Source organism: Herbiconiux sp. FW305-C-125, assembly GCF_058783455.1.
Window position 1 is genome coordinate 985022 of sequence record NZ_JBYSYO010000001.1, and the last position, 21570, is coordinate 1006591.

Genomic DNA, 21570 nt, shown 5'->3' on the forward strand with positions numbered 1-21570 from the left:
AGGGTGACTGGTGATGAGAGCGAAGTACGAGAGGCTGCTGGAGTACCTGGCGGCCAGCGACGACTGGGTGACGGCGGGCGAGCTCGCCGACCGTCTCGGCGTCACCACGCGCAGTGTGCGCAGCTACGTCACCAGCGTGAAGACCGCCGCGAAGCCCCTCGACGTCGTCGTCTCCTCCACCAGCGGCTACCGGCTGAACCGCGAGGCGTACGCCTCGTTCGTCGCCGGGCTGCGCACGCGGGATGCGGCGGGCGGCAGTCCGCGGGAGCGCGTGCACCTCATCATCCGCACGCTCGGCGACGCGCCGGCCGGCGTCGACGTCTACGACCTCGCCTCGAGCCTCTACATCAGCGACTCCACCGTGGAGGCCGATCTGCGGCGGGCGAAGGTGCTGGTCGAGGAGGCCGGGCTCTCGCTGGTGCGCCGGGGCAGCACCGTCACGCTCGACGGCACCGAACTCAACCGGCGCCGGCTGCTCAGCCGCATCTTCCGCGACGAGAGCGCGCAGGGCTTCCTCGACCTGGCGAACATCCAGCGCGAGTTCGCCTCCGAGAACCTCGGCGCGTTCAAGTCCGACCTGCTGGCCATGCTCGACGAGCAGGGCTACTTCGTCAACGAGTACTCCATCAACAACGTGCTGCTGCACGTGGCGATCGCGGTCGACCGGGTGGCGAAGCAGCAGTCGATCGAGCCGGCCGAGGAGCGTGCGGTCTCCGAGACCATCCGGGAGATCGCCGAGCGACTCGACGGGCTCGTGCGCGATCACTTCGGCACGGCCCTCGGCATCCGCGAGCTCACCTATCTCTCGGTGCTGCTCACCACCCGCGTGCTCACCCCCGGTCACGACCAGCCCACCGAGACGGTCGCCACCACCTACCTCGACCCGTCCGACCTCGAGGCGACGCGGCGCATCATCCGGCTGGCCAGCGAGGAGTACCTGGTCGACCTCGACGACGAGGACTTCATCGTGCGGCTGGGTCTGCACATCCGCAACCTCGTCGCGCGGGCGCAGGAGAACTCGTACTCGCGGAACCCCATGACCCGCTCGATCAAGGGCTCCTACCCGATGATCTACGAATTGGCGGTGTTCATCGCCAGCCAGATCCAGCGGCGCGAGGGCATCGTCATCAACGACGACGAGATCGCCTACATCGCCCTGCACGTGGGCTCGTACCTCGAGCGGCAGAACCTCCGCGAGGAGCGGGTGAGCTGCGCCATCGTGTGCCCGAACTACTACGATATGCACGAGATCCTCCGCGCCAAGCTCGAGGCGGAACTGGGTGCCGAGCTGCAGGTCGAGGTCGTCATCACCCGGGCCGACGTCGACTGGGCGGCGCTCTCCGCCGACATCGTGGTCACGACCATCCAGGCGCCGCTGAGCGGCGAGAACGTGGTGGTCATCCAGCCCTTCCTCACCGCCGCCGACTTCGAGGCGGTGCGGCGCGCCATCGCCACGGTGCGGCGGCACCGGCGGCGAACCCAGATCAAGGACGAGTTGCTGCAGTACTTCGACGAGCGCCTGTTCTGGCGCAACCTCGCGGCGCCCACCGAGGCGGCGATGATCCGTACGCTCGGCGACGCGATGGTGACGCTCGGCGTCATCGACGAGAGCTACGTCGAGGGCGCGATCGAGCGCGAACGGATGTCGTCGACCGCGTTCACCGACACCCTGGCGGTTCCGCACGCGATGGAGATGAGTGCGAGCCGCACCGCCATCGCGGTCGTGGTGAACGAGACGCCGATGCCGTGGGGCGAGAACCGGGTGAACGTGATCGCCTTGATCGCGTTCAGCGAGAGCGGGCGCAAGGCGTTCCAGGACGTGTTCGACCAGCTCGTCGAGGTGTTCTCCGACCGCGACGACCTGCAGCGCATCGTCCGGGGCGCCACCGACTTCCCCGCGTTCATCGACGAACTCGTCCACGTCATGGACGCCTGACCCGGCACCGCTAAGCTCTGCGCAGGGGGAATACATGAGCGCAGCAGTCAGTGCCGACCGTCGACGTGCCCGGAGTCGAAGCGTCTTCGCGAGCGAGGTGAGACGGGGCCTCCGCCGGCCCGCCTGGTACGTGGTGTACGGCCTGACGCTGGTGGTCTCGGTGATCACGGCCGTCGTGCTGTGGGTGTTCGAGGGGTTCTCCTCGGGGCACCTGGCCGGGCTGCCCTTCTCCGGCGTGGTCTTCGTGGCGCTCGGCGTCGGCTTCGCGACGCTGCCGCTGCTCGCGGGCGGTGCGCTGAACGCCCCCGCGCCCGCGCCGGCGATGGCGCCCGCGCCCGCACCTGAGGGTCTCCGCCCCGCCGGTCTCGTGCTCGGCACCTGGCTGGCCCGCTGGGTTCTCGCGGTGGGGGTGCTGATAGCAGCCGGCCCCATGCTCCTCATCACCGCCTTCGCCGGAGGTGTCTCGTTCCTCACCTTCGTCACCGCCGGCTTGCTGAGCATCGTCGAGCTGGGCGTGGTGGCGGCCATCGCGGTCGGCCTGTCGGCCCTGCTCCACTCGCGCGTCGCATCCGTTCTCCTCAGCTACGCCGTGGTGCTGCTGCTCACCCTCGGCACGGCGGCCGTCGCACCGGGCACCGGTTCGGTGAAGGATGTGACCGAGACCGTCACCACGATCGGGTCGGAGTACAACGAGACGACCGAGGAGGTCGAGTGCCTCCCGCCGACCACGGTCACGACCACCACCCCGACCGCGCTGCCGAACTGGATCGTGCTGATCGCCAACCCGTTCGTGGTGGTGGCGGATGCGTCAGCCCACGACCGCTACGACACCGGCCGGCCGCGCGACGGGTTCGGGACGACAGCCAAAGACGTGCGTCAGGCCCAGTCTCCGCAGCCCATCGCGAGCATCGACGACGAGTGCGGTGAGAACGCCACCACCGCGCTGCCCGAAGCGCCGGTGGAGTCGTGGGGCGCTCCGCTCTGGTACGTGGGCCTCGGCATCCACGTGCTGCTCGCCGCGCTCGCACTGGTGGGCGGCACCATCGCCGTGAGCCGGCGCGCCGAACGCCGCTAGGGAATGGGAACCGGGGTGATGCCGAGGGGCGAGAGGCCCGCCGCCCCGCCGTCCTCCGCTGTGAGCACCCAGACGCCGTCGGCGTGCACCGCCACCGAGTGCTCCCAGTGGCTCGCCATGCTGCCGTCGGCCGAGGCCACCGTCCAGTCGTCGTCGCGCGTGTAGGTCTCGGTGGTGCCGGCGGTGATCATCGGCTCGATCGCCACCACCAGGCCGGGCTTCACCTCGGGCCCGCGCTGACGCACCCGGTAGTTGAACACCGGCGGCGCCTCGTGCATGCTCCGGCCGATGCCGTGTCCGATGTAATCGGTGAGGATGCCGTACTGAGCGCCTTCGAGGGTCGACGGATGCTCCTCGACGAACTCCTCGATCGCCTCGCCCACCTCGTTGAGGTGCCGTGCCGTCGCCAGCCGCGCGATCCCGTGCCAGAGCGCCTGCTCGGTCACGTCGGAGAGCAGCCGGCGGGCGGCGACCTCGTCGGGGCGGCTCGGATCGTCGAGCACGATCGTGATGGCGGAGTCGCCGTTCCAGCCGCCGACGTCGGCGCCGCTGTCGATCGACACGATGTCACCGGGCTGGAGCACGCGGTCGCCCGGGATCCCGTGCACGATGTCGTCGTTCACCGAGGTGCACACCGTGTGGGCGTAGCCCGGCACCATCTGGAAGTTCGAGACACCGCCGAGCGAGCGGATGGTGCGGTCGGCGATCGCGTCGAGCTCGAGCGTCGTCAGCCCCGTCCGGATGGCCGCCCGCACCGCCGAGAGCGATGCCGCGGTGACGAGACCGGGCTCCACCATGAGGCGCAGCTCGGCCGGCGTCTTGTAGATGCCCTTGTCGCGACGCCCGATCATCGACTGGCGAGCGCGGCGATGATGCGCCCGGTGACCTCGTCGATCTCACCCAGACCGTCGACGTTCACCACGAGGCCACGGGCCGCGTACACGTCGATGAGGGGCGCGGTCTGCTCCGCATAGACGTCGAGGCGGTGCCGGATGACCTCTTCGGTGTCGTCGCTCCGACCCTGCTCGGCCGAGCGCTTGAGCAGTCGCGACACGACCTCTTCGGTATCGGCGGTCAGCACGATCACGGCGTCGAGCGTTGCGCCGGCGACACCGAGGATGTCGTCGAGTTCTTCGACCTGCTGCAGCGTGCGCGGGTACCCGTCGAGCAGGAAACCGTCGACCGTGTCGGCCTGCCCGAGTCGGTCGCGCACCAGATCGTTGGTGAGGGAGTCGGGAACGTACTTCCCCGCGTCCATGTACTCCTTGGCCTTCACGCCCAGCTCGGTGCCGTTCTTCACGTTCTCCCGGAAGATGTCCCCGGTGGAGATGGCCGGGATGCCGTAGGCCTCCGACAGACGGGCCGCCTGCGTGCCCTTGCCGGCGCCGGGCGGGCCGATCAGCAGCAGACGGAGCGAGCCGGCCGCGACCGGCTCGCTCGGCGCATCCGTCATCGCAGCAGTCCCTCGTAGTGGCGCTGCTGCAGCTGCGAGTCGATCTGCTTCACGGTCTCGAGACCCACACCCACGATGATGAGGATGGACGCGCCACCGAACGGGAAGTTCTGGTTGGCGCCCACCGCCGCCAGGGCGATCAGAGGCAGCAGCGCGATCAAACCGAGGTAGATCGAGCCGGGCAGGGTGATGCGGGTGAGCACGTAGTCGAGGTACTCAGCGGTCGGCCGGCCGGCCCGGATGCCCGGGATGAACCCGCCGAACTTCTTCATGTTGTCGGCCACCTCTTCGGGGTTGAAGGTGATGGCCACGTAGAAGTAGGTGAACCCGACGATGAGCAGGAAGTACAGCAGCATGTAGAGCGGGTGGTCGCCGCGCACCAGGTAGTTGTTGATCCAGGTCACCCAGCCGGCCGGCGCCTGGCCGGGTGCGGGTTGGTTGAACTGCGCGATCAACGCCGGCAGGTAGAGCAGTGACGACGCGAAGATGACGGGCACCACACCGGCCATGTTGACCTTGATGGGGATGTAGGTGTTGTTTCCGCCATAGGTGCGTCTGCCGACCACCCGCTTGGCGTATTGCACCGGGATGCGCCGCTGCGAGAGCTCGACGAACACCACGAGCGCCATGACGGCGAGGCCGACCGCGATCACGAGGAGGAAGATCTCGAAGCTCTTGGTCTGCGCGATGAGCCAAAGCGACTCCGGGAAGCGAGCAGCGATCGAGGTGAAGATGAGCAGCGACATGCCGTTGCCGATGCCGCGCTCGGTGATCATCTCACCGAACCACATGATCACGCCGGTGCCCGCGGTCATGGTGATGACCATGAGGAGGATGGCGTACCACGCGTCGTTGGTGATGAGCTGGCCGCACTCGGCGACCGTGGAGGTGCCGAAGAGGGCGCCCGACCGGGCCACCGTGATGAGGGTCGTCGACTGCAGGATGCCGAGGGCGATCGTCAGGTAGCGGGTGTACTGCGTGAGCTTCGACTGGCCCGCCTGGCCCTCCTTGTAGAGGGTCTCGAAGTGCGGGATGACCACGCGCAGCAGCTGCACGATGATCGACGCCGTGATGTACGGCATGATGCCCAGCGCGAAGATCGACAGCTGGAGCAGAGCGCCACCGCTGAACAGGTTGACGAGCTCGTACAAGCCGGACGTGTTCTGGTTCGCGGCGAGACAGGTCTGCACGTTCCCGAAGTCGACGAAGGGCGCAGGGATGAACGACCCCAGGCGGAACAGGGCGACGATGCCGAGCGTGAAGCCGATCTTCCGGCGGAGATCCGGCGTGCGGAAGATCCTCGCGACGGCTTTGAACAAAAGGGGCCTCCTGCGGCGTGTGTGGCTTAATGCCAAGAAAGCCGGTGACCGGGTTCGTGGCCTCGACAGGCTACATCATTCTGATGATGCAGCGCGTCGAGAGCCACGAACCTGGTTACCGGTTTGCGGTACCTACTTGACGGAACCACCTGCGGCGACGATCTTCTGCTCGGCGGAGCCGGAGACCTTGTCGACCGCAACGTTCAGCTTAACCGCAATGTCGCCATTGCCGAGAACCTTCACTTTTTCGTTCTTGCGGACCGCGCCCTTGGCGACCAGGTCGGCGATGGTGACATCGCCGCCGCTCGGGTAGAGCTCGGCGAGAGCGTCCAGGTTCACGACCTGGTACTCCACGCGGAACGGGTTCTTGAAGCCGCGCAGCTTCGGGGTGCGCATGTGCAGCGGCATCTGCCCACCCTCGAAGCCGACCTTGACCTGGTAGCGGGCCTTCGTACCCTTGGTACCGCGACCCGCGGTCTTACCCTTCGAGCCCTCACCACGACCGACGCGCGTGCGCGCCTTCTTGGCACCGGGGGCCGGGCGGAGGTGGTGCACCTTGAGCACGTGCTCGCGGGGAGCAGCGGTCTCGGCGTCGTCCTTCTTCGCCGCAGCCTTGGCAGCCGGGGCCTTCGCGGCGGGCGCCTTGGTGGCGGCCGCAGCCTTCTCCGCGGGTGCCTTCTCGGCGGGGGCCTTCTCGGCAGCGGCCTTGGGGGCAGCAGCCTTCTTGGGGGCAGCAGCCTTGGCCGGAGCCTTCTCCGCCTTCTCAGCCGGAGCCTTCTCGGCGGCGGCCTTGGGGGCCGCGGCCTTCTTCGGAGCCGCCTTCGCGGTCTCCTTGGCTTCGTTCTCAGCCATTAGTCAATCTCCTCGACCTTCACCAGGTGTGCGACGGTGCGCACGTAACCACGGTTCTGGGCGTTGTCTTCGCGCACGACGACGTCGCCGATGCGCTTCAGTCCGAGGCTGCGCAGCGTGTCACGCTGGTTCTGCTTCTCGCTGATCTTGGACTTGATCTGGGTCACCTTCAGGCTCGTGGCCATCATGCACCTGCCTTCGCAGCTAGGGCGTCGGCCTCCGCACGCACGAGGCGCGCCGGGGCGACGTCTTCGAAGTCGAGGCCACGGCGGGCGGCGACTGCGCGCGGCTCTTCGAGCTGCTGCAGCGCCTCGACGGTCGCGTGCACGATGTTGATCGTGTTCGACGAGCCGAGCGACTTCGAGAGGATGTCGTGGATGCCGGCGCACTCGAGAACGGCGCGCACCGGACCACCGGCGATGACACCGGTACCCGCGGCGGCGGGGCGCAGGAGCACCACACCGGCGGCCGCCTCACCCTGAACCGGGTGGGGGATGGTGTTGCCGACGCGAGGAACGCGGAAGAAGTTCTTCTTCGCCTCCTCGACGCCCTTCGAGATCGCGGTCGGCACCTCGCGGGCCTTGCCGTAACCGACACCCACCAGGCCGTTGCCGTCACCGACGACCACGAGAGCGGTGAAGCTGAAGCGACGACCACCCTTCACGACCTTGGAGACGCGGTTGATGGTCACCACGCGCTCGAGGAAGTTGCTCTTGTCGGAGTCGCGACCACCGCGGTCACCGCGGGTCTGGTTTCGCTCACGGCCGCCACGACGGGCCTCGCGAGGCTCGGTCGAGTTCTGGCCGCTCGAGGCAGCCGTCTCGACGGGCGCTTCGGCAATTGCTGCCACGTCCTGCTCCTTGTTGTTTTCCGTGCTCACAGGTCCAGACCACCCTCTCGTGCTCCATCGGCGATGGCCGCGACACGACCGGCGTAGCGGTTGCCTCCGCGGTCGAACACGACCGCCTCGACACCGGCGAGCTTGGCGCGCTCGGCGACCAGCTCACCGACCTTCTTGGCCTTGGCGGTCTTGTCGCCGTCGAAGCTGCGCAGGTCGGCCTCGAGGGTCGACGCGGAGGCGAGGGTGTGACCCTTGCTGTCGTCGACGACCTGCACGAAGACGTGGCGAGCCGAACGGGTGACGACCAGGCGCGGACGCGCCGGGGTGCCTTCGACCTTCTTGCGGAGTCGCGTGTGCCGGCGGTCGCGGGCAGCGGACTTCGACTTTCCTCTGGTAACAGTAGCCATGGCTTACTTACCACTCTTTCCGGCCTTGCGGCGAACGACCTCGCCGGCGTAGCGCACACCCTTGCCCTTGTAGGGCTCGGGCTTGCGCAGCTTGCGAATGTTGGCGGCAACCTCACCGACGGCCTGCTTGTCGATGCCGTTGACCGTGAGCTTGTTGTTGCCCTCGACGGTGAACGTGATGCCCGCGGGCGGTTCGACCGCGATGGGGTGCGAGTAACCGAGCGCGAACTCCACACCCGAGCCCTTGGCGGCGACGCGGTAACCCGTGCCGACGACCTCGAGGCTCTTGGAGTACCCGGTGGTGACGCCGATGATCTGGTTGGCGATCAGGGTGCGGGTCAGGCCGTGCAGCGAACGCGACTCGCGCTCGTCGTCGGGCCGGGTGACCAGAACCTGGTTCTCCTCGACGGATGCGGCGATGGGAGCCTTGATCGTGAGACCGAGCTCACCCTTGGGGCCCTTGACGGCGACATCCTGGCCGTCGATCGTCACAGTGACGCCGGCGGGGATGTCGATGGGAAGACGTCCGATTCGTGACATTGTCGGTTACCACACGTAGGCGAGGACTTCCCCACCCACGCCCTTCTTGCTCGCCTGACGGTCTGTGAGCAGACCCGAGGAGGTGGACAGGATGGCGACGCCGAGGCCACCGAGGACGGTGGGGATCTCGGTCGACTTCGCGTAGACGCGGAGGCCGGGCTTGGAGACGCGCTTGATGCCCGCGATCGAACGCTCGCGGTTCGGGCCGAACTTGAGGTTCAGCGTGAGCGTCTGGCCGACCTTGGCGTCGGTGACCTCGTAGCCGGAGATGTAGCCCTCCGCCTTGAGGATGTCGGCGATGTGCGACTTGAGCTTCGAGTGCGGCATCGACACGGAGTCGTGGTGCGCCGAGTTCGCGTTGCGCAGTCTGGTCAGCATGTCTGCGACCGGATCTGTCATGGTCATGATGTGGTGCCTTTCGCGCCTGGTTTCGACACCCTTTCCGAGGATGCCGACCTGTGGTCGTCGTGGGTGAGTGGTGCTAGTTGGTGGTGCTGTCGTCGGACTTGAAGGGGAACCCGAGCGCCTTGAGGAGCGCCCGTCCTTCGTCGTCCGTCTTCGCGGTGGTCACGACGGTGATGTCGAAACCACGCACGCGGTCGATCTTGTCCTGGTCGATCTCGTGGAACACGGACTGCTCCTGGAGACCGAAGGTGTAGTTGCCGCGGCCGTCGAACTGCTTGTCCGACAGACCCCGGAAGTCGCGGATGCGGGGCAGGGCCAGCGAGAGCAGCCGGTCGAGGAACTCCCAGGCGCGGTCGCCACGGAGGGTGACGTGGGCGCCGATGGGCTGTCCCTCACGCAGCTTGAACTGCGCGATCGACTTGCGGGCCTTGGTGACCTGCGGCTTCTGACCCGTGATCGCGGTGAGGTCCTTCACGGCGCCGTCGATGATCTTGCCATCGCGGGCAGCCTCGCCGACACCGGTGTTCACGACGATCTTCACGAGACCGGGCACCTGGTGCACGTTCGTGAATCCGAAGTCCTTGGTGAGCTGATCGACGATCTCGCTCTTGTACTTCTGCTTCAGGCGCGGCTGGATTTTGCCAGCGGGCGCAGCAGTCTCGGTGCTCATCAGAGGTCCTTACCTGACTTCTTCGCGTAACGAACGCGGACCGTCTTGGTGACGCCGTCCTTCGTGACTTCTTCGTTGCGGTGGCCGACGCGGGTCGGCTTCTTGGTCTCGGGGTCGACGAGCGCCACGTTCGACACGTGGATCGGCGCCTCCATGGTCTCGATGCCGCCGGTCTTGGTGCCGCGCTGGGTCTGGCCGACGCGCACGTGCTTCGTGACGAAGTTCACGCCCTCGACGACGACGCGGTCCTTCTCCACGAGCACCTCGATGACGCGACCCTGCTTGCCGCGGTCGCCGCCGCGGGCCTGGCTCGGGCCTGAGATGACCTGAACCAGGTCGCCCTTCTTGATCTTTGCCATGACTAGATGACCTCCGGTGCCAGCGAGATGATCTTCATGAACTTCTTGTCACGGAGCTCACGGCCGACCGGTCCGAAGATACGGGTGCCACGGGGGTCTCCGTCGTTCTTCAGGATCACGGCGGCGTTCTCGTCGAACTTGATGTAGGAACCGTCGGGACGACGGGTCTGCTTGACGGTGCGGACGATGACGGCCTTGACCACATCGCCCTTCTTGACGTTTCCGCCGGGGATGGCGTCCTTCACGGTCGCGACGATGACATCGCCGAGACCGGCGTAGCGACGGCCGGATCCACCGAGCACACGAATCGTCAGGAGCTCTTTGGCGCCGGTGTTGTCGGCCACCTTCACTCGTGATTCTTGCTGCAGCATGTTACTTCGCCTTCTCCAGGATCTCGACCAGACGCCAGCGCTTGGAGGCGCTCAGCGGGCGGGTCTCGTTGATGACCACGAGGTCGCCGATGCCGGCCGTGTTGCCCTCGTCGTGCGCCTTCACCTTCGAGGTGCGGCGGATGACCTTGCCGTACAGCGGGTGCTTCACGCGGTCCTCGACCTCGACGACGATGGTCTTGTCCATCTTGTCGCTGACGACGTAGCCGCGGCGGGCCTTGCGGTAACCGCGCGCCGCCTCATCCTTCACGTCGTGGGCGGCCGACTCGTGTCCGGCGCCCGCGACCTTCTCTTCGGTCTTAGCCATTACTTGCCGGCCTCCTCGGTGTCAGCAGCAGGGGCCTCGGCCTCTGCCTTCTTGGACTTACGGGTCGTCTTGGCCGGGGCCTCGACGGGGGCGGGCGTCGCACGGATGCCGAGCTCGCGCTCGCGGATGATCGTGTAGATCCGGGCGATGTCGCGCTTCACGGCGCGCAGGCGGCCGTGGCTCTCGAGCTGTCCGGTCGCCGACTGGAAGCGCAGGTTGAACAGCTCTTCCTTGGCCTTGCGAAGCTCCTCGAGAAGTCGAGAATCTTCGAACGTGTCGAGCTCCGCCGGGGCGAGCTCCTTGGAACCGATCGCCATTACGCGTCGCCCTCCTCGCGCTTGATGATGCGTGCCTTGAGCGGCAGCTTGTGGATTGCACGGGTGAGTGCCTCGCGAGCGATGGTCTCGTTGACCCCGCTCAGCTCGAACAGCACACGGCCCGGCTTGACGTTCGCGACCCACCACTCGGGCGAGCCCTTACCGGAACCCATGCGGGTCTCAGCCGGCTTCTTGGTGAGCGGACGGTCGGGGTAGATGTTGATCCACACCTTTCCACCACGCTTGATGTGACGGGTCATCGCGATACGAGCGGACTCGATCTGACGGTTGGTCACGTACGCGGGGGTAAGGGCCTGGATGCCGTACTCACCGAAGCTCACCTTGGTGCCACCGGTGGCCTGGCCACTGCGGCCGGGGTGGTGCTGCTTGCGGTGCTTGACTCGACGGGGGATAAGCATGGTTACGCCTCAACTCCTGCTGCAACCGGGGCGTCCGCCTTGGGGGCGGAGTTCCGGCGCGGACGGTCACGGTCGCCGCGCTCGGGGCGCGTCGACTTCTGGTTGGCCTGCTCGCGGGCGAGCTCCTTGTTGGTGATGTCGCCCTTGTAGATCCAGACCTTCACGCCGATGCGGCCGAACGTCGTCTTGGCCTCGTAGAAGCCGTAGTCGATGTTGGCGCGCAGCGTGTGCAGCGGCACGCGGCCTTCGCGGTAGAACTCCGAGCGGCTCATCTCCGCGCCGCCGAGACGGCCGGAGACCTGGATGCGGACACCCTTGGCACCGGCGCGCTGAGCGCCCTGCAGGCCCTTGCGCATCGCACGGCGGAACGCCACGCGAGCGGTGAGCTGCTCGGCGATGCCCTGCGCCACGAGCTGAGCCTCGGCCTCGGGGTTCTTCACCTCGAGGATGTTCAGCTGGATCTGCTTGCCGGTGAGCTTCTCGAGGTCGGCGCGGATGCGCTCGGCCTCGGCGCCGCGGCGGCCGATCACGATGCCCGGGCGAGCGGTGTGGATGTCCACACGCACGCGGTCACGGGTGCGCTCGATCTCGATCTTCGCCACACCGGCGCGGTCGAGGCTCGTCTTCAGCAGGTTGCGGATCTTGACGTCCTCAGCCACGTAGTCGCTGTAACGCTGACCCTTCTTCGTGCTGTCGGAGAACCAGCGCGACACGTGGTCGGTGGTGATTCCGAGGCGGAAGCCGTACGGATTGACTTTCTGGCCCATTACTTGCTCGCCTTCTTGCTCGCGGCCGCGACATCCGCCTCGTCCGGCGTGGCCAGGACGATGGTGATGTGGCTGGTGCGCTTGTTGATGCGGAACGCGCGTCCCTGAGCACGGGGCTGGAAGCGCTTGAGCGTGGTGCCCTCGTCGACGAACGCCTTCGACACGAAGAGGTCCTGCTCGTCGAGGTAGCTGTTCGAGGCGTCTGCCTTGACCCGGGCGTTCGCGATCGCCGAGGCGACCAGCTTGTACACGGGCTCCGAAGCGCCCTGCGGGGCGAACTTCAGGATGGCCAGGGCCTCCACGGCCTGACGGCCTCGGATCATGTTGACGACACGACGGGCCTTCATGGGGGTGACGCGGATGTGACGCACGCGTGCGATCGACTCCACCATTTCTCTTCCTCCTTCACGCCACCGCGGTTAGCGGCGACGGCCCTTCTTGTCGTCCTTCACGTGACCACGGAAGGTGCGGGTGGGGGCGAACTCGCCGAGCTTGTGACCCACCATGGTCTCGGTGATGAACACCGGGATGTGCTTGCGACCGTCGTGCACGGCGATCGTGTGACCGAGGAACGCGGGGATGATCATCGATCGGCGTGACCAGGTCTTGATGACGTTCTTCGAGCCGGCTTCGTTCTGCGTGACGACCTTGCGGTACAGGTGGTCGTCAACGAAGGGGCCCTTTTTGAGACTGCGTGGCATTTTCTGAGACTCCTACTTACGCTTCTTGCCGACGGTCCGACGACGCACGATGAGCTTGTCGCTTTCCTTGTTGGGGTGACGGGTGCGGCCTTCGGCCTGACCCCACGGGCTGACGGGGTGACGACCACCGGACGTCTTGCCCTCACCACCACCGTGCGGGTGGTCGACCGGGTTCATCGCGACACCGCGGACGGTCGGGCGGATGCCCTTCCAGCGGTTGCGGCCGGCCTTGCCCCAGTTGATGTTGGACTGCTCGGCATTGCCGACCTCGCCGATGGTGGCGCGGCAGCGCGCATCGACGTTGCGGATCTCGCCCGAGGGCAGACGCAGCTGCGCGTAGGGGCCGTCCTTCGCCACGAGGCGCACGGAGGCACCGGCGGAACGGGCCATCTTGGCGCCCCCGCCCGGCTTCAGCTCGATCGCGTGGATCACGGTACCGGTCGGGATGTTGCGCAGCGGCAGGTTGTTGCCCGGCTTGATGTCCGCGCCCGCACCCGACTCGACGATGTCGCCCTGGGCGAGCTTGTTCGGAGCCAGGATGTAGCGCTTCGTGCCGTCGACGTAGTGCAGCAGCGCGATGCGCGCGGTGCGGTTGGGGTCGTACTCGATGTGCGCGACCTTGGCGTTCACGCCGTCCTTGTCGTTGCGACGGAAGTCGATCACGCGGTACTGGCGCTTGTGGCCACCACCGATGTGACGGGTCGTGATGCGGCCCTGGTTGTTGCGGCCACCGGTCTTGGCGAGCGGGCGCAGCAGCGACTTCTCGGGCGTCGAGCGGGTGATCTCTGCGAAGTCCGCGACGGACGAACCGCGGCGGCCCGGAGTCGTGGGCTTGTACTTACGAATAGCCATGTGTCTTTTCCTCTAGCTTCCGCGCCTAGCCGACGGCCGTGAAGATGTCGATGGAACCGGACTTGAGCGTCACGATCGCGCGCTTGGTGTCCTTGCGCTTGCCCTGGCCGAAGCGGGTGCGACGGGTCTTGCCCTGACGGTTCAGGGTGTTGATCGACGCGACCTCGACGCCGAAGATCTTCTCGATGGCGAGCTTGATCTCGGTCTTGTTCGAACGGGGGTCGACGACGAAGGTGTACTTGCCCTCGTCGATCAGGCCGTAGCTCTTCTCGGAGACGACCGGAGACAGGATGATGTCACGCGGGTCCTTGTTGAACGCGGCGTTGCTCATGCGGAAACCTCTTCCTTGTTGCTCTTCGACGCGACGAAGGCGTCGAACGAGCCCTTGGTGAAGACGATGTCGTCGGAGACGAGGACGTCGTAGGCGTTCAGCTGGTCTGCGGGCAGCACGTGAACGGTCGGGATGTTGCGGACGCTCTTGAGGCTCAGCTCGTCGGTGCGCTCCAGCACGATCAGAACGTGCTTGGAGGTGGCGACGGTGGCGAGGAACTCGTTCACGGCCTTGGTCGAGGGGGTCTCGCCCTGGGCGAGCGTCTCGACCACGTGCACGCGGCCACCACGGGCGCGGTCGGAGAGAGCGCCGAGCAGAGCCGCGGCGATCATCTTCTTGGGGGTGCGCTGCGAGTAGTTGCGCGGCACCGGTCCGTGCACGATGCCACCGCCGGTCATCTGAGGGGCGCGGATCGAGCCCTGACGAGCGCGACCGGTTCCCTTCTGCTTGAACGGCTTGCGGCCGGCACCGGAGACCTCACCACGACGCTTGGTCTTGTGGGTTCCCTGGCGGGCGGCGGCGAGCTGAGCGACGACGACCTGGTGGATGAGCGGGATGTTGGTCTGCACGTCGAAGATCTCGGCGGGCAGCTCGACGGTGCCAGACTTCTTGCCGGAGACGTCGAGCACATCGAGCGTGTTAGTAGCGGCAGCCATGGACTACGCCCCCTTCACTGCGTTGCGAACGAAAACGAGGCGGCCCTTGGCGCCGGGAACGGCGCCCTTGACCAGCAGCAGGCCCTTCTCGGCGTCGACCGAGTGGATGACCAGGTTGAGCACGGTGACGCGCTCGCCACCCATCCGGCCGGCCATGCGCATGCCCTTGAAGACGCGGCTGGGCGTCGAGGAGGCACCGATCGAGCCGGGCTTGCGGTGGTTGCGGTGCGAACCGTGCGAGGCGGAGACGCCCTTGAAGTTGTGGCGCTTCATCACACCGGCGAAGCCCTTACCCTTCGAGGTGCCCACGACGTCGACCTTCTGGCCGGCTTCGAAGACGCTCTCGGCGGTGAGCTCCTGGCCGACGGTGTAGTCGGCCGCATCCGCGGTGCGGATCTCGGTGAGGTGGCGGCGCGGGGTGACGCCGGCGGCGTCGAAGTGACCGGTGGCCGGCTTGTTGACCTTGCGCGGGTCGATCTGGCCGGCGGCGATCTGAACGGCCGAGTAGCCGTCCTTCTCCGGGGTGCGGATCTGGGTGACGACGTTCGGGGAGACCTCGACGACGGTCACGGGGATGAGACGGTTGTTCTCGTCCCACACCTGGGTCATGCCGAGCTTCTTGCCGAGCAGGCCCTTGGAAGTCTTAGCGGTGGTAGCCATGAGTGTTTACTGGTCCCTTCCCGCTCAGAGCTTGATCTCGATGTTGACGTCGGCGGGGAGGTCGAGACGCATGAGCGAGTCGACGGCCTTGGGCGTCGGGTCGATGATGTCGATGAGGCGCTTGTGCGTGCGCATCTCGAAGTGCTCGCGGCTGTCCTTGTACTTGTGGGGCGAACGGATGACCGCCACCACGTTCTTCTCGGTCGGCAGCGGCACGGGGCCCACGACCGTTGCACCTGCGCGCGTGACCGTGTCGACGATCTTGCGTGCCGAGGTGTCGATGACCTCGTGGTCATACGACTTAAGTCGAATGCGGATCTTCTGTCCCGCCATGTGTGACTCTCTCTCTATCTCGCGTCGTACAGCCTCGACTGCATTGGACGCCCACTGTTTTGCTATCAAGCACCGCGCGCACACACGTATCCCAAGGGAAGTGAGGGTTGCGATTAAGCTGTGTCCTGCTGCCCGCGGCCTAGTTCCCCGATGAATGAACATCGTGACTATGCACTGCCAAGACAGTGATTCGGGCACGCGCAGAGCGGCCCAAAATGTTGAACTAGACGAGTTTGCCACATCTCAGGGCTACATGCAACCCGGGCGTGTCGCGCATCAGGACGCGGATCCGCCGCCCAGGCGCAGCACCGCCCGGGCCGCCCGTTCGAGTTCAGCACCGTAACTCGCCCCGTGGCCGACCGCGTGCACGGCGAGCGGGAAGAGTTGGTGCAGCGGCACCCGTTCGTGCCACCCGGGCGCGAGGGGCGCGACCCGGTCGTAGGCCGTGAGGATGTCCTCGACGAACGGCGCGCCGAACAGCAGCAGCATCGCGAGATCGGTCTCCCGGTGGCCGCCGTGCGCGGCGGGGTCGATCAGGACGACGCCGGTCGGCGTCCACATCACGTTGCCCGACCAGAGGTCGCCGTGCAGACGCGCGGGCGGGGCTCCGTCGTCGAAGATGCCCGACTCGATCAGGTCGCAGGTGCGCAGCACCGTCTGGTAGCCCTCGGCCGAGATGTTGCCCCGGGCAACCGCCTGCTCGGCGTAGGGTCGCACGCGTTGCCCGGCGTAGAACTCGCTCCAATCCGCCCACGCCCCGACGCTCATCGCGCGCCGGCCGATGAAGCTCGGGCCCGGCCAGTCGGCGGGCGGCGAGCCGAACGCATCCGCTCCGGCCCCGTGCGTGAGCGCCAGCAGTTCACCGAAGCGCCGTGCCGCCTCCCGGCTGGGCCGAGCACTCCGGAGTTCCTCGAGTTCGATCCGGCCCGGGCGCACCGACTCGACGCGCACGCACGGCACGCCCTGCGCATCCGCAAGCCACCGGAGCCCCGCCGCCTCGGCCTCGAAGAAGCCCTCGGGCGCTGCGGGGTCGGACTTGGTGAACACGCTTCAACGCTATGCCCCGCAGGTTTCGCGGGCATGTCGACCACGAAAAAACGTTCTTACGGGAGCGCCCGGAGCCCAGTCGTCTCAATCGCGCTGGCTACTCTCGGCCAAGCTCTGTTCGCAGCGTCTGGCGGCGAGCCTCCCGTAAGAACGATTGACCCTATTCTGCGCCCGCCACCCCGGAACACAAGTCTTGACTTCACGCCCGAGAAGTGGGTGGGCTCAGGAGAAGAGCAGAACTCGGAGTTCGCTCTCGGCCGAGGCGAGGCGCCCCGGGTCGATGGTCGCCCCCGCCGCGTAGTGGTCGACGATTCGCGGGTCGACGTAGCTCTTCTTCGCGATCGCGGGCGTGTTGCCGAGCACGACGGATGCGTCGCGCATCGCCTGTGCGAGGGCCCTCGTCCGCGCGGTCTTCTTCTCCTCCGGCCCGTGCTTGGCGAGACTCACGGCCGCCGCCAGCGTGCCGTGCAGGGTGCGGAAGTCCTTGGCCGTGAACTCCCCGCCCGTGCGTTCGCGCACGTACTCGTTGATCTCGGCGGGATCGACCGGGTGCCACGTGCGACCCGCTTTCCAGGCGAGCAGGCGAGCCTGTGGGCCGCGCCGCTTGAGGCTGCGCACCACGCTCGCGAGGTCGGCGTCGGTGATCTCCGACGACCACTCCTCGCCGCTCTTCGCCGGGAACTCGAGCGACACGACGTCGCCCGAGACGCTCGCGTGGCTGCAGAGCAGGCTGGTCAGTCCGTAGCTGCCGTGCTGCTGCGCGTAGCGCTCGTTGCCGACGCGCAGGGAGCCGGTGTCGAGCATCCGGAAGCCGGCCGCCAGGGCGCGCTCCCGCGGGTACCCCTCCTTGCGGAGGTCGATGGTGACGAGACGTCGCGCGGCCGGCAGCGATTCCGCGAGGGCGAGCGCACGGTCGTACTTGATGCGGTCTTTCTGCTCTCGCCAGGTGGGGTGGTAGATGTACTGGCGTCGGCCCGCTCCGTCGACGCCGGTGGCCTGGATGTGGCCGTTCGCGTAGGGGGCGATCCAGACATCGGTCCAAGCGGGCGGGATGGCGAGGTTTTCGAACCGGGCGCGGAGCTCGGGATCGGTGATCGTGTTGCCGTCGTCGTCGCGGTAGGTGAAGCCTTTTCCCGAGCGGAGACGGCGAATGCCCCGCCCCGAGGAATCAGATCGACGGAGGCGGGGCATTCCCCTATTCAATACCTATTCGTTGCCGACCGCCTTGTCGGCCGCGGCCCGGGCGCCTTCCACCTGGTCGTCGAACTTGCCGCCGGTGACCTTCTTCACGGTGTCGGCCACGCCGTCGAGCACCTTGTCGCTGATCTCCTCCGCCTTCTCGCTCTTCAGGGCATCCTTCACTTTGTCGTCGTTCAGGAACTCCTGTGCCTTCTTGGTGATGTCGTCGAATCCACTCATGTGGTCATCCTGATCCGTTTTCCGGCAAAGCAAAAGGGCCGTGCCCGAAGGCACGACCCTTTTGAATGGTGCAGAGACTACTTGTTGATCTTGGTGACGGTACCGGCACCGACGGTGCGGCCACCCTCACGGATCGCGAAGCCGAGGCCCTCCTCCATCGCGATCGGCTGGATCAGCGCGACCGAGATGTCGGTGGTGTCGCCGGGCATGACCATCTCGGTGCCCTCGGGCAGCGTGATGACGCCGGTGACGTCGGTGGTACGGAAGTAGAACTGCGGACGGTAGTTCGTGTAGAAGGGGTTGTGACGGCCACCCTCATCCTTCGAGAGGATGTAGGCGGTGCCCTCGAACTCGGTGTGCGGCGTGACCGAACCGGGCTTCACGACGACCTGACCGCGCTCGACGTCCTCGCGCTTGGTGCCGCGGAGGAGCAGACCACAGTTCTCGCCGGCCCAGGCCTCGTCGAGCTGCTTGTGGAACATCTCGATACCGGTGACCGTGGTCTTCTGCGTCGGGCGGATGCCGACGATCTCGACCTCGGAGTTGATGGCCAGGGTGCCACGCTCGGCGCGACCGGTGACGACCGTTCCACGACCGGTGATCGTGAAGACGTCCTCGATCGGCATGAGGAACGGCTTGTCCTTGTCGCGGATCGGGTCCGGGATGGACTCGTCGACGGCGTCCATGAGGTCGAGGATGGACTGGGTCCACTTCTCGTCACCCTCAAGGGCCTTCAGGCCCGAGACGCGCACGACAGGAGCGTTGTCGCCGTCGAAGTTCTGGCTGGAGAGCAGCTCGCGAACCTCGAGCTCGACGAGCTCCAGGATCTCCTCGTCGTCGACCATGTCGGCCTTGTTGAGGGCGACCAGCAGGTAGGGCACGCCGACCTGCTTGGCGAGCAGCACGTGCTCACGGGTCTGAGCCATCGGGCCGTCGGTGGCGGCGACCACGAGGATCGCGCCGTCCATCTGAGCGGCACCGGTGATCATGTTCTTGATGTAGTCAGCGTGACCAGGGGCGTCGACGTGAGCGTAGTGACGCTTGGGCGTCTCGTACTCGACGTGCGAGATGTTGATCGTGATGCCGCGCTGGCGCTCCTCAGGAGCGGAGTCGATCGACGCGAAGTCGCGCTGAACGTTGGTCGCCGACGGGAACTTGTCCGCCAGAACCTTCGAGATCGCCGCGGTAAGAGTGGTCTTACCGTGGTCGACGTGACCGATCGTTCCGATGTTGACGTGCGGCTTGGTCCGCTCGAACTTGGCCTTAGCCACTAGGTCCTCCTCAGGACTCTCATGCCGGACACCGGATGCTGGATTGCATCCGGAATCAGGCGGGGGGTTTGTTGATATTTTACGCGAACCGACGTGGCCCGCAGAACTCGGGTGTTACTCGCCCTTGTTCTTCTGGATGATCTCGTCGGCCACAGCCTTCGGGACCTCGGCATAGCTCTCGAAGGTCATCGAGTACACCGCACGGCCCGACGTCTTGGAGCGCAGGTCACCGATGTAACCGAACATCTCCGAGAGCGGGACGTGAGCGCGGACGACCTTGACGCCGGAGGCGTCTTCCATCGACTGGATCTGGCCACGACGCGAGTTGAGGTCGCCGATGACGTCGCCCATGTACTCCTCGGGCGTGCGCACCTCGACGGCCATGAGCGGCTCGAGCAGCACGGGGCTGGCCTTGCGAGCGGCCTCCTTGAAGGCCATCGAACCGGCGATCTTGAACGCCATCTCCGAGGAGTCGACGTCGTGCGACTGACCGTCGAGCAGGCTCGCCTTGACACCCACCATGGGGTAGCCGGCGAGCACGCCGACCTGCAGCGCATCCTGGATGCCCGCATCCACCGACGGGATGTACTCGCGCGGAACGCGACCACCGGTGACCTTGTTCTCGAACTCGTAGGTCTTGTCGGCCGTGACCTCGAGCGGCTCGATGGCGATCTGCACCTTCGCGAACTGGCCGGAACCACCGGTCTGCTTCTTGTGGGTGTAGTCGTGACGCTCGACGGCCTTGCGGATCGTCTCACGGTAGGCCACCTGGGGCTTGCCCACGTTGGCCTCGACGTTGAACTCGCGCTTCATGCGGTCGACCAGGATGTCGAGGTGGAGCTCGCCCATTCCCTTGATGACCGTCTGACCGGTCTCCTGGTTCTGCTCGGTGCGGAAGGTCGGGTCCTCTTCAGCGAGCTTCTGGATGGCGACACCCAGCTTCTCCTGGTCGGCCTTCGTCTTCGGCTCGATCGCGACCTCGATCACCGGCTCCGGGAACGTCATCGACTCGAGGACGACCTGGTTCGACGGGTCGGACAGGGTGTCACCGGTGGTGGTGTCCTTCAGGCCGATGACCGCGTAGATGTGGCCGGCGGTGACCGAGTCGACCGGGTTCTCCTTGTTGGAGTGCATCTGGAAGATCTTGCCGATGCGCTCCTTCTTGCCCTTGGTCGAGTTCATCACCTGAGCGCCGGAATCGAGGTGACCCGAGTACACGCGGATGTAGGTGAGACGACCGAAGAACGGGTGCACCGCGACCTTGAACGCGAGGGCCGCGAACGGGTCCTTCGGGTCGGGGTGACGCTCGACGACGATCTCCTCGTCGCGGATGTCGTGACCCTCGGTCGCGGGAACGTCGAGCGGCGACGGCAGGTAGTCGACGACCGCATCGAGCATCGGCTGCACGCCGCGGTTCTTGAACGCCGAGCCGCAGAGCACCGGGTAGATCTCGCTGTTGACGGTGAGCTTGCGGATGGCGCCCTTGATCTCGGCGACCGTGAGCTCCTCGCCGCCGAAGAACTTCTCGAGCAGCGCGTCGTCGGTCTCGGCGACGGTCTCCAGGAGCACCTGACGGTACTCGTCGGCCTTCTCCTTGAGGTCGGCCGGGATCTCCTCGATCTCGTACTTGGCACCCATCTGCACGTCACCCTTGGCGTCGCCGCGCCAGGTCAGCGCACGCATCTCAACCAGGTCGACGACGCCCTCGAACGAGGACTCCGCACCGATCGGGAGCTGGATGACCAGCGGCTTCGCGCCGAGGCGGTTGATGATGGTGTCGACCGTGAAGTAGAAGTCGGCGCCCAGCTTGTCCATCTTGTTGACGAAGCAGATGCGCGGCACGTTGTACTTGTCGGCCTGACGCCACACCGTCTCGGACTGGGGCTCCACGCCCTCCTTGCCGTCGAACACGGCGACCGCGCCATCGAGCACGCGGAGCGAACGCTCCACCTCGACGGTGAAGTCGACGTGGCCGGGGGTGTCGATGATGTTGATCTGGTTCTTGTTCCAGAAACAGGTCGTCGCGGCCGACGTGATGGTGATGCCGCGCTCCTGCTCCTGCGCCATCCAGTCCATGGTGGCGGCGCCGTCGTGCACCTCACCGATCTTGTGGGTGATGCCCGTGTAGAACAGGATGCGCTCGGTGGTGGTGGTCTTGCCGGCATCGATGTGCGCCATGATGCCGATGTTGCGGACCTTGTTCAGGTCGGTGAGCACGTCCTGTGCCACGGATATCCTCCGATA

Annotated in this window: 30 protein-coding genes; 2 read left to right on the forward strand and 28 right to left on the reverse strand. The window is 66.5% G+C overall.

What is annotated here, in order from left to right; genetic code table 11:
• Nucleotides 1-13 precede the first annotated feature (13 nt).
• Nucleotides 14-1936, forward strand: coding sequence for a BglG family transcription antiterminator (locus tag AC3WLB_RS05075; protein WP_492503866.1), 1923 nt, complete (start codon nt 14-16; stop codon nt 1934-1936).
• Nucleotides 1937-1970: 34 nt separating this feature from the next.
• A complete protein-coding gene (locus AC3WLB_RS05080) occupies nt 1971-3011 on the forward strand; it encodes an ABC transporter permease (protein WP_492503868.1) in 1041 nt (346 codons plus the stop codon).
• On the opposite strand, the gene map is transcribed toward AC3WLB_RS05080, so the two are convergent.
• The 28 genes from map to fusA form a co-directional block, all read right to left on the reverse strand.
• Nucleotides 3008-3862: a type I methionyl aminopeptidase gene (gene map, locus AC3WLB_RS05085; RefSeq protein WP_492503870.1), complete on the reverse strand. Its 855-nt coding sequence runs from the start codon at nt 3860-3862 to the stop codon at nt 3008-3010. The two genes, AC3WLB_RS05080 and map, sit on opposite strands and share 4 nt — an antisense overlap.
• The gene (locus AC3WLB_RS05090; protein ID WP_492503872.1) at nt 3859-4464 is read right to left on the reverse strand and encodes an adenylate kinase; all 606 of its coding nucleotides are present in this window, start codon (nt 4462-4464) and stop codon (nt 3859-3861) included. The genes map and AC3WLB_RS05090 overlap by 4 nt, the downstream gene beginning before the upstream one ends.
• A complete protein-coding gene (gene secY / locus AC3WLB_RS05095) occupies nt 4461-5783 on the reverse strand; it encodes a preprotein translocase subunit SecY (protein ID WP_492503874.1) in 1323 nt (440 codons plus the stop codon). The genes AC3WLB_RS05090 and secY overlap by 4 nt, the downstream gene beginning before the upstream one ends.
• Nucleotides 5784-5915: 132 nt before the next feature.
• A complete protein-coding gene (gene rplO, locus AC3WLB_RS05100; RefSeq protein ID WP_492503876.1) occupies nt 5916-6635 on the reverse strand; it encodes a 50S ribosomal protein L15 in 720 nt (239 codons plus the stop codon).
• On the reverse strand, nt 6635-6820 hold the full coding sequence (gene rpmD / locus AC3WLB_RS05105) for a 50S ribosomal protein L30 (RefSeq protein ID WP_022897975.1): 186 nt from the start codon (nt 6818-6820) through the stop codon (nt 6635-6637). The genes rplO and rpmD overlap by 1 nt, the downstream gene beginning before the upstream one ends.
• Complete coding sequence (gene rpsE, locus AC3WLB_RS05110) at nt 6820-7515, reverse strand: 30S ribosomal protein S5 (RefSeq protein WP_022897974.1); 696 nt, start codon at nt 7513-7515, stop codon at nt 6820-6822. Before rpsE ends, rpmD begins: the two co-directional genes overlap by 1 nt.
• On the reverse strand, nt 7512-7883 hold the full coding sequence (gene rplR, locus AC3WLB_RS05115) for a 50S ribosomal protein L18 (protein WP_022897973.1): 372 nt from the start codon (nt 7881-7883) through the stop codon (nt 7512-7514). Before rplR ends, rpsE begins: the two co-directional genes overlap by 4 nt.
• A gap of 3 nt (nt 7884-7886) precedes the next feature.
• A complete protein-coding gene (rplF, locus tag AC3WLB_RS05120; RefSeq protein ID WP_022897972.1) occupies nt 7887-8423 on the reverse strand; it encodes a 50S ribosomal protein L6 in 537 nt (178 codons plus the stop codon).
• Nucleotides 8424-8429: 6 nt separating this feature from the next.
• Nucleotides 8430-8828, reverse strand: a complete 399-nt coding sequence (gene rpsH, locus AC3WLB_RS05125) for a 30S ribosomal protein S8 (protein ID WP_022897971.1) — start codon at nt 8826-8828, stop codon at nt 8430-8432.
• Between the two features lie 76 nt (nt 8829-8904).
• Nucleotides 8905-9498, reverse strand: coding sequence for a 50S ribosomal protein L5 (gene rplE / locus AC3WLB_RS05130; protein WP_492503879.1), 594 nt, complete (start codon nt 9496-9498; stop codon nt 8905-8907).
• A complete protein-coding gene (gene rplX / locus AC3WLB_RS05135) occupies nt 9498-9857 on the reverse strand; it encodes a 50S ribosomal protein L24 (protein WP_022897969.1) in 360 nt (119 codons plus the stop codon). Before rplX ends, rplE begins: the two co-directional genes overlap by 1 nt.
• Before the next feature lie 2 nt (nt 9858-9859).
• On the reverse strand, nt 9860-10228 hold the full coding sequence (gene rplN / locus AC3WLB_RS05140) for a 50S ribosomal protein L14 (protein WP_022897968.1): 369 nt from the start codon (nt 10226-10228) through the stop codon (nt 9860-9862).
• 1 nt (nt 10229) lies between these two features.
• Nucleotides 10230-10553, reverse strand: a complete 324-nt coding sequence (gene rpsQ, locus AC3WLB_RS05145; RefSeq protein WP_022897967.1) for a 30S ribosomal protein S17 — start codon at nt 10551-10553, stop codon at nt 10230-10232.
• A complete protein-coding gene (gene rpmC, locus AC3WLB_RS05150; protein ID WP_022897966.1) occupies nt 10553-10870 on the reverse strand; it encodes a 50S ribosomal protein L29 in 318 nt (105 codons plus the stop codon). The genes rpsQ and rpmC overlap by 1 nt, the downstream gene beginning before the upstream one ends.
• The gene (rplP, locus tag AC3WLB_RS05155) at nt 10870-11289 is read right to left on the reverse strand and encodes a 50S ribosomal protein L16 (protein ID WP_022897965.1); all 420 of its coding nucleotides are present in this window, start codon (nt 11287-11289) and stop codon (nt 10870-10872) included. The genes rpmC and rplP overlap by 1 nt, the downstream gene beginning before the upstream one ends.
• A gap of 2 nt (nt 11290-11291) precedes the next feature.
• Nucleotides 11292-12056: a 30S ribosomal protein S3 gene (gene rpsC, locus AC3WLB_RS05160; protein WP_022897964.1), complete on the reverse strand. Its 765-nt coding sequence runs from the start codon at nt 12054-12056 to the stop codon at nt 11292-11294.
• Nucleotides 12056-12448, reverse strand: coding sequence for a 50S ribosomal protein L22 (gene rplV, locus AC3WLB_RS05165; protein ID WP_022897963.1), 393 nt, complete (start codon nt 12446-12448; stop codon nt 12056-12058). Before rplV ends, rpsC begins: the two co-directional genes overlap by 1 nt.
• Before the next feature lie 27 nt (nt 12449-12475).
• On the reverse strand, nt 12476-12757 hold the full coding sequence (rpsS, locus tag AC3WLB_RS05170; RefSeq protein WP_022897962.1) for a 30S ribosomal protein S19: 282 nt from the start codon (nt 12755-12757) through the stop codon (nt 12476-12478).
• 12 nt (nt 12758-12769) lie between these two features.
• The gene (rplB, locus tag AC3WLB_RS05175; RefSeq protein ID WP_022897961.1) at nt 12770-13609 is read right to left on the reverse strand and encodes a 50S ribosomal protein L2; all 840 of its coding nucleotides are present in this window, start codon (nt 13607-13609) and stop codon (nt 12770-12772) included.
• Between the two features lie 25 nt (nt 13610-13634).
• A complete protein-coding gene (rplW, locus tag AC3WLB_RS05180; RefSeq protein ID WP_022895517.1) occupies nt 13635-13940 on the reverse strand; it encodes a 50S ribosomal protein L23 in 306 nt (101 codons plus the stop codon).
• Nucleotides 13937-14596 (reverse strand): 50S ribosomal protein L4, encoded by a 660-nt coding sequence (gene rplD, locus AC3WLB_RS05185; protein ID WP_022895516.1) that lies wholly within the window; start codon nt 14594-14596, stop codon nt 13937-13939. Before rplD ends, rplW begins: the two co-directional genes overlap by 4 nt.
• Nucleotides 14597-14599: 3 nt before the next feature.
• A complete protein-coding gene (gene rplC, locus AC3WLB_RS05190) occupies nt 14600-15256 on the reverse strand; it encodes a 50S ribosomal protein L3 (RefSeq protein ID WP_022895515.1) in 657 nt (218 codons plus the stop codon).
• Between the two features lie 24 nt (nt 15257-15280).
• On the reverse strand, nt 15281-15589 hold the full coding sequence (rpsJ, locus tag AC3WLB_RS05195; protein ID WP_022895514.1) for a 30S ribosomal protein S10: 309 nt from the start codon (nt 15587-15589) through the stop codon (nt 15281-15283).
• A gap of 276 nt (nt 15590-15865) precedes the next feature.
• Nucleotides 15866-16636 carry a fructosamine kinase family protein gene (locus tag AC3WLB_RS05200; protein WP_022895513.1) on the reverse strand — a complete coding sequence of 257 codons (771 nt, stop codon included), beginning with the start codon at nt 16634-16636 and terminating at the stop codon, nt 15866-15868.
• A 222-nt stretch (nt 16637-16858) separates the two neighbouring features.
• Nucleotides 16859-17827 (reverse strand): DNA topoisomerase IB, encoded by a 969-nt coding sequence (locus tag AC3WLB_RS05205; protein ID WP_492503887.1) that lies wholly within the window; start codon nt 17825-17827, stop codon nt 16859-16861.
• A gap of 15 nt (nt 17828-17842) precedes the next feature.
• The gene (locus tag AC3WLB_RS05210) at nt 17843-18055 is read right to left on the reverse strand and encodes an antitoxin (RefSeq protein ID WP_492503889.1); all 213 of its coding nucleotides are present in this window, start codon (nt 18053-18055) and stop codon (nt 17843-17845) included.
• Nucleotides 18056-18132: 77 nt separating this feature from the next.
• Nucleotides 18133-19326: an elongation factor Tu gene (gene tuf / locus AC3WLB_RS05215; protein WP_022895510.1), complete on the reverse strand. Its 1194-nt coding sequence runs from the start codon at nt 19324-19326 to the stop codon at nt 18133-18135.
• A 114-nt stretch (nt 19327-19440) separates the two neighbouring features.
• Nucleotides 19441-21555 carry an elongation factor G gene (fusA, locus tag AC3WLB_RS05220; protein ID WP_492503892.1) on the reverse strand — a complete coding sequence of 705 codons (2115 nt, stop codon included), beginning with the start codon at nt 21553-21555 and terminating at the stop codon, nt 19441-19443.
• Nucleotides 21556-21570: the final 15 nt, after the last annotated feature.

Coding starts and splice junctions, on each gene's coding strand:
- rpsC (WP_022897964.1), bottom strand. CDS start 12,056: ATGGGCCAGAAAGTCAATCCGTACGGCTTCCGCCTCGGAATCACCACC.
- AC3WLB_RS05205 (WP_492503887.1), bottom strand. CDS start 17,827: ATGCCCCGCCTCCGTCGATCTGATTCCTCGGGGCGGGGCATTCGCCGT.
- rplF (WP_022897972.1), bottom strand. CDS start 8,423: ATGTCACGAATCGGACGTCTTCCCATCGACATCCCCGCCGGCGTCACT.
- AC3WLB_RS05080 (WP_492503868.1), top strand. CDS start 1,971: ATGAGCGCAGCAGTCAGTGCCGACCGTCGACGTGCCCGGAGTCGAAGC.
- rpsQ (WP_022897967.1), bottom strand. CDS start 10,553: ATGGCTAAGACCGAAGAGAAGGTCGCGGGCGCCGGACACGAGTCGGCC.
- rplW (WP_022895517.1), bottom strand. CDS start 13,940: ATGAGCAACGCCGCGTTCAACAAGGACCCGCGTGACATCATCCTGTCT.
- rplP (WP_022897965.1), bottom strand. CDS start 11,289: ATGCTTATCCCCCGTCGAGTCAAGCACCGCAAGCAGCACCACCCCGGC.
- rplO (WP_492503876.1), bottom strand. CDS start 6,635: ATGGCTGAGAACGAAGCCAAGGAGACCGCGAAGGCGGCTCCGAAGAAG.
- rplX (WP_022897969.1), bottom strand. CDS start 9,857: ATGGCAAAGATCAAGAAGGGCGACCTGGTTCAGGTCATCTCAGGCCCG.
- rplN (WP_022897968.1), bottom strand. CDS start 10,228: ATGCTGCAGCAAGAATCACGAGTGAAGGTGGCCGACAACACCGGCGCC.
- rplC (WP_022895515.1), bottom strand. CDS start 15,256: ATGGCTACCACCGCTAAGACTTCCAAGGGCCTGCTCGGCAAGAAGCTC.
- rpmD (WP_022897975.1), bottom strand. CDS start 6,820: ATGGCCACGAGCCTGAAGGTGACCCAGATCAAGTCCAAGATCAGCGAG.
- rplB (WP_022897961.1), bottom strand. CDS start 13,609: ATGGCTATTCGTAAGTACAAGCCCACGACTCCGGGCCGCCGCGGTTCG.
- AC3WLB_RS05090 (WP_492503872.1), bottom strand. CDS start 4,464: ATGACGGATGCGCCGAGCGAGCCGGTCGCGGCCGGCTCGCTCCGTCTG.
- AC3WLB_RS05210 (WP_492503889.1), bottom strand. CDS start 18,055: ATGAGTGGATTCGACGACATCACCAAGAAGGCACAGGAGTTCCTGAAC.
- map (WP_492503870.1), bottom strand. CDS start 3,862: ATGATCGGGCGTCGCGACAAGGGCATCTACAAGACGCCGGCCGAGCTG.
- rpsJ (WP_022895514.1), bottom strand. CDS start 15,589: ATGGCGGGACAGAAGATCCGCATTCGACTTAAGTCGTATGACCACGAG.
- rplR (WP_022897973.1), bottom strand. CDS start 7,883: ATGGCTACTGTTACCAGAGGAAAGTCGAAGTCCGCTGCCCGCGACCGC.
- rplD (WP_022895516.1), bottom strand. CDS start 14,596: ATGGCTGCCGCTACTAACACGCTCGATGTGCTCGACGTCTCCGGCAAG.
- rpmC (WP_022897966.1), bottom strand. CDS start 10,870: ATGGCGATCGGTTCCAAGGAGCTCGCCCCGGCGGAGCTCGACACGTTC.
- AC3WLB_RS05075 (WP_492503866.1), top strand. CDS start 14: ATGAGAGCGAAGTACGAGAGGCTGCTGGAGTACCTGGCGGCCAGCGAC.
- rplE (WP_492503879.1), bottom strand. CDS start 9,498: ATGAGCACCGAGACTGCTGCGCCCGCTGGCAAAATCCAGCCGCGCCTG.
- rpsS (WP_022897962.1), bottom strand. CDS start 12,757: ATGCCACGCAGTCTCAAAAAGGGCCCCTTCGTTGACGACCACCTGTAC.
- rplV (WP_022897963.1), bottom strand. CDS start 12,448: ATGGTGGAGTCGATCGCACGCGTGCGTCACATCCGCGTCACCCCCATG.
- rpsH (WP_022897971.1), bottom strand. CDS start 8,828: ATGACCATGACAGATCCGGTCGCAGACATGCTGACCAGACTGCGCAAC.